Here is a 4537-nt window from a genome sequence, read left to right as displayed (position 1 = left end):
CTTGACAGTCTGAACATGACTGAGTAGTCTTTGTTGGAGTTTTAGAGGATTGAACGTGGTGAGGCGGGCTGAATAGTGTGATAATGCGGGGAGGCGCAAGCGCTGTATGGTTGGTTGCTGGGTAGGATAGCAGTGTTGTCTTGAGCTGGCGTGCGTGATGGATGTGCGTTAGGTGAGGTGACTATATCAAGGATAAATGCGGCGTTCTGGCTGCCTGGGGAATTGATAGCAGAGGTGCTTGAAGCCGGGGCGGTACAGGGTGGTATTAAGATAACGAGAAGAAGTAGAAAAGGGCAGCAAGCAAGAGAAGAACGAGAACTGGGAATTAACAGAAATACAAAGGAGAGAGCAATGATTTCCAAGCTATGGCTAAAGGTGGTCATATTTGTAAGTGCATTAGCACTGTCGGGGCTGGTACATGCGATACCGAGTGTACCGGACGAGACATACGAGGCATTGGGGCTTGACCGTGGCGCGACGCCGAAGCAGTTGCATGAGGCGCTGGTGAAGCGGTATAAGGATCCTGAGCAGGGTTTTGGCAAGGGGACGATGGGTGATTACTGGGAGCCGATTCCGTTGAGCACGTACATGGATCCGGCGACATTCTACGAGCCGCCGACATCGATGCGGGACAAGGCGGATCGTAAGGAGTGCGTGGAGTGTCACGCGGACGAATCGCCGGTATGGGTGCATGCATGGAAGAAAAGCGCGCATGCCAATCTGGACAAGATACGCACGCTGAAGGCGGGCGATCCGACCTACTACAAGAAAGGCAAGCTTGAGGACGTTGAGAAGAATCTGCGTTCGATGGGTTATTTGAAGGAAGGCGAGCAGCTGAAGGAAGTAGGTTGTATAGACTGTCACGTGGGCATAGGGCAGGAAGGCAAGATTGATCACAGCAAGGACTTGATCATGCCGACGGCGGATGTATGCGGCAAGTGTCATCTGCAGGAATTTGCCGAACGAGAATCTGAGCGCGACACGCTGATCTGGCCGCATGGACAATGGCCGGATGGGCGGCCGTCTCATGCGCTGGACTACAAGGCGAACGTAGAGACGACGGTATGGGCGGCGATGCCGCAGCGCGAAGTAGCGGAAGGCTGCACCATGTGCCACATGAACCAGAACAAATGCGACACCTGTCATACCCGGCATGAATTTTCGGTGGTGGAGTCGCGCAAACCGGAGGCATGCGCGACCTGTCACAGTGGTGTAGACCACAACAACTGGGAAGCGTACTCGATGTCCAAGCATGGCAAGATGGTGGCGATGATGGGCAACGGCTGGAACTGGGACGTGCCGTTGAAAGACGCGTACAGCAAAGGCGGGCAGACAGCGCCGACCTGTGCGGGTTGTCACATGGAGTATGAAGGCGAGTACAGCCACAACATGGTCAGGAAAGTGCGCTGGGCGAACTATCCGTTTGTGCCTGGCATAGCGGAGAACATCAACAGTGAATGGTCGGAAGAGCGGCTGGACGCGTGGGTAGTCACCTGCACGCAATGTCACTCTGAGCGTTTTGCGCGTTCGTATTTGGATCTGATGGACAAAGGCACACTGCAGGGTCTGGCGAAATACCAGGATGCGCATGACGTTGTTGAGAAGCTGTACAACGAAGGGCTGCTGGCTGGGCAGAAGACCAACCGTCCGAATCCACCTGAGCCTGAGAAGCCGGGATTCATGATTTTCACGCAGCTGTTCTGGTCGCAGGACAACAATCCGGCATCGATGGAACTCAAGGTGCTGGAGATGGGTGAAAACGACCTGGCCAAGATGCACGTTGGTCTTGCGCACGTTAATCCGGGCGGCTGGACCTATACCGAAGGTTGGGGTCCGATGAACCGTGCGTATGTGGAAGTCGAGGACGAGAACTTCCGGATTCGTGAGATGGTTGCGTTGAAAGAACGCGTTGCGAAACTGGAAGGCAAGCGCACCAGCTTACTGGATCTTGACGGCACGGCGGAGAAGATTTCGCTGGGTGGTTTGGGAGGCGGCATGCTGCTGGCGGGCACGATAGCCCTGGCGGGATGGCGCAAACGTAAGCAAACCGAAGCTTGATACCCGCAGAGACAACCGGCCGCGGCACGCAGGTGAGGCGGCCGGGAGGCAAGCTGCTCCCGTCATTAGGCATACTCCTGGTGACGGGAGGTTTGGTTTTACTGGGCTGGTTTGCGTACCTGTGGTTTGAGCCGGCGCAAGCGCCGTATCATTATCAGCAGATAGCCACAGGCAGTGTACAGGACTATCCCGAGCTGGAGCTGGACGCCTGGCCGGAGCTGGAGATCAGGCGGTACGACGTAATCGTGCCTGAAGCGGAGAAGCCTGTGGCGCAGGCGACCGTAGCGCAACGGGACGGTGGCGCGCCGGTACTGATCAAATGGGAGAACAGCAGCAGGGAAGTGCTGCATGCGCTGGACTGGAAATCATCCGAACTGAGCGCACTGGCTGCGGCGATCAACCGGTATGCGGAAAAAGACGCACTCATCGTAGCGTGGTGGGACATATCCCAGCAGATCAACTTGCTGACCGGTCATGACACCCTGTTTAGCAGTCACCTGAACGAACCGTTAATCATACCGCAGCATTGGCAGGTGGACATAGAAGCCATCGACGCCTACGAACAATCATTCTGGCAAAGCAAACCCGAGCGGCGGGAGCTGGAGCAATTCGAGCGTTTCGCGCTGGCGCTGACAGCCGAGCCTGAAGCGGGCGTTGCGCAGCTGCGCGAGCTGATTGGTCCGGAGCGGGCAGCCTACATCATCGTACATGTAACCGACCTGTACAAACTGGGGCTCATGTATCCGGAGAAAATCGGCGTTGCCTACCAGAACTTTCCGCTGACCGGCAACATCCATGGCATGATCAACCACATGAAAGTCCAGCTCAAGGAACACGACTTTGACACCTACACCCTGCAATCGATCACCGACATGGAAATCAGGGTCTACTTTCTGAGTGACGAACAAAGCAGCAAAACCCTGCTGGCCGGCATGCTGCCGTTCACCGACAAAGACGCGCCCACGGAGTTAGAGGCGCTGCAGCTGCTCTATCAGAAAGGGGGTTACTGGTTATACAAGATACCGGGCGGGCCGGAATAACAGGCCTGTAAGGAAAGCGGCGGGTAGTGGTGATGCAAAACAAACAGACTACCAACAAAAAAGCGGGAAGCGTACAATAACCATTTACACAAACGGGTGATCGCGTACAATACGCGGCTTATCACATGAAATAAAAAAGTACGAGGAGGAAGGATGAAACACCCAATAACCTATATACTGGCGCTCGTTGCGATGTTTGCATTTTTCTCGGGCACAGTCGCGGCAGACTTTGAAGGGCGCAAGAAATGCAGCTCGTGCCACAAATCACAGGCTAAGTCGTGGAAAGAGACGGCGCATGCGAAGGCGATGGAATCGTTAAAGCCTGGCGAACGCGCTGAAGCCAAAGAAAAAGCGGGACTGGATCCTGACAAGGACTATACGGAAGACAAGGACTGCGTAGGCTGTCACGTTGATGGATGGAAGCAGAAAGGCGGCTACACCATAGAGCGGCCGAAGAAAATGCTGGCGGCGGTAGGGTGTGAATCGTGCCACGGGCCGGGCAAGAAATATCGGGGCGACCATCGTAAAGGCGGGCAGCGTTTTGAGAAAGCCGGCAAGACCATGCCGCGCAAACGGCTGGCGGATCGTGGGCAGGACTTTCACTTTGAAGAAGCGTGTGCGGCATGCCACCTGAACTACGAAGGATCGGGGTGGGAAGGCGTCAAAGAGCCGTACGTTCCGTTCACACCGGAGATTGACGAGAAATACCGTTTTGACTTTGACAAGATGGTGAAAGACGACGAGGCGATGCATGCACACTACAAGCTGGATGGTGCGTTTGTAGGCGAGCCGAAATTCAAATATCACGACGAATTCCAGGCCAACGCAGAGGAAGGCGAGAAAGGCGACGAAGATGACGATGACGATGATGACGATTAACAGGAGGCCTGAATGACTGCATTACAAAAAGGCGCGATAGGCACTCTGCTGACGGGCGCGTTGCTGGGAATAGTGCTGGTAGGCGTGGTATTTGGAGGAGAGGCGGCGTTATCGACGGATGAATTCTGTACCAGTTGTCATTCGATGACCTATCCGCAAGAGGAGTTGCAAGAATCGACGCATTATGGCGCGCTGGGAGCGAACCCTGGCTGTAAGGATTGCCATATCCCGCAGGGATTCAGGAATTTTCATTTGGCGGTATATACGCACGTAGTGGATGGAGCGCGGGAATTATGGCTGGAGCTGGTGAATGATTACTCGACGCTGGAGAAGTTTAACGAGCGGCGTTTGATCATGGCGCATGATGCGCGGATGAACCTGAAGAAATGGGACAGTGTGACATGCCGGGATTGCCACAGGGACCCGGATCCGCCGGGAGACGATGCGCAGGCGGCGCACAAGCGCATGGAGACGCATGGAGCGACGTGTATTGACTGTCACCAGAATCTGGTGCATGAAGAAGCGCCGATGACGGACCTGGATGCCAGCCGAGAGCAGCG

At 55.3% G+C, this 4537-nt stretch carries 4 protein-coding genes; all 4 read left to right on the top strand.

Annotated features, from left to right (window positions below; translation table 11 throughout):
* Positions 1 to 351 precede the first annotated feature (351 nt).
* Positions 352 to 2058, top strand: a complete 1707-nt coding sequence (locus BMY60_RS14655; protein ID WP_090334632.1) for a multiheme c-type cytochrome — start codon at positions 352 to 354, stop codon at positions 2056 to 2058.
* Entirely contained in the window at positions 2055 to 3098 is a 1044-nt protein-coding gene (gene haoB / locus BMY60_RS14650) for a hydroxylamine oxidation protein HaoB (RefSeq protein ID WP_090334630.1), read from the top strand. The genes BMY60_RS14655 and haoB overlap by 4 nt, the downstream gene beginning before the upstream one ends.
* 153 nt (positions 3099 to 3251) lie before the next feature.
* Complete coding sequence (gene cycA, locus BMY60_RS14645) at positions 3252 to 3977, top strand: cytochrome c-550 CycA (protein WP_090334629.1); 726 nt, start codon at positions 3252 to 3254, stop codon at positions 3975 to 3977.
* A 12-nt stretch (positions 3978 to 3989) separates the two neighbouring features.
* On the top strand, positions 3990 to 4537 hold a 548-nt coding region (locus tag BMY60_RS14640; RefSeq protein ID WP_143057476.1), incomplete at its 3' end, for a NapC/NirT family cytochrome c.

The sequence above is a fragment of the Nitrosomonas sp. Nm51 genome (genome assembly GCF_900111165.1).
Taxonomy (GTDB): Bacteria; Pseudomonadota; Gammaproteobacteria; order Burkholderiales; family Nitrosomonadaceae; genus Nitrosomonas.
The sequence above is the reverse complement of the archived record's forward strand: the minus strand, read 5'-3'. Positions and strand labels throughout refer to the sequence as shown.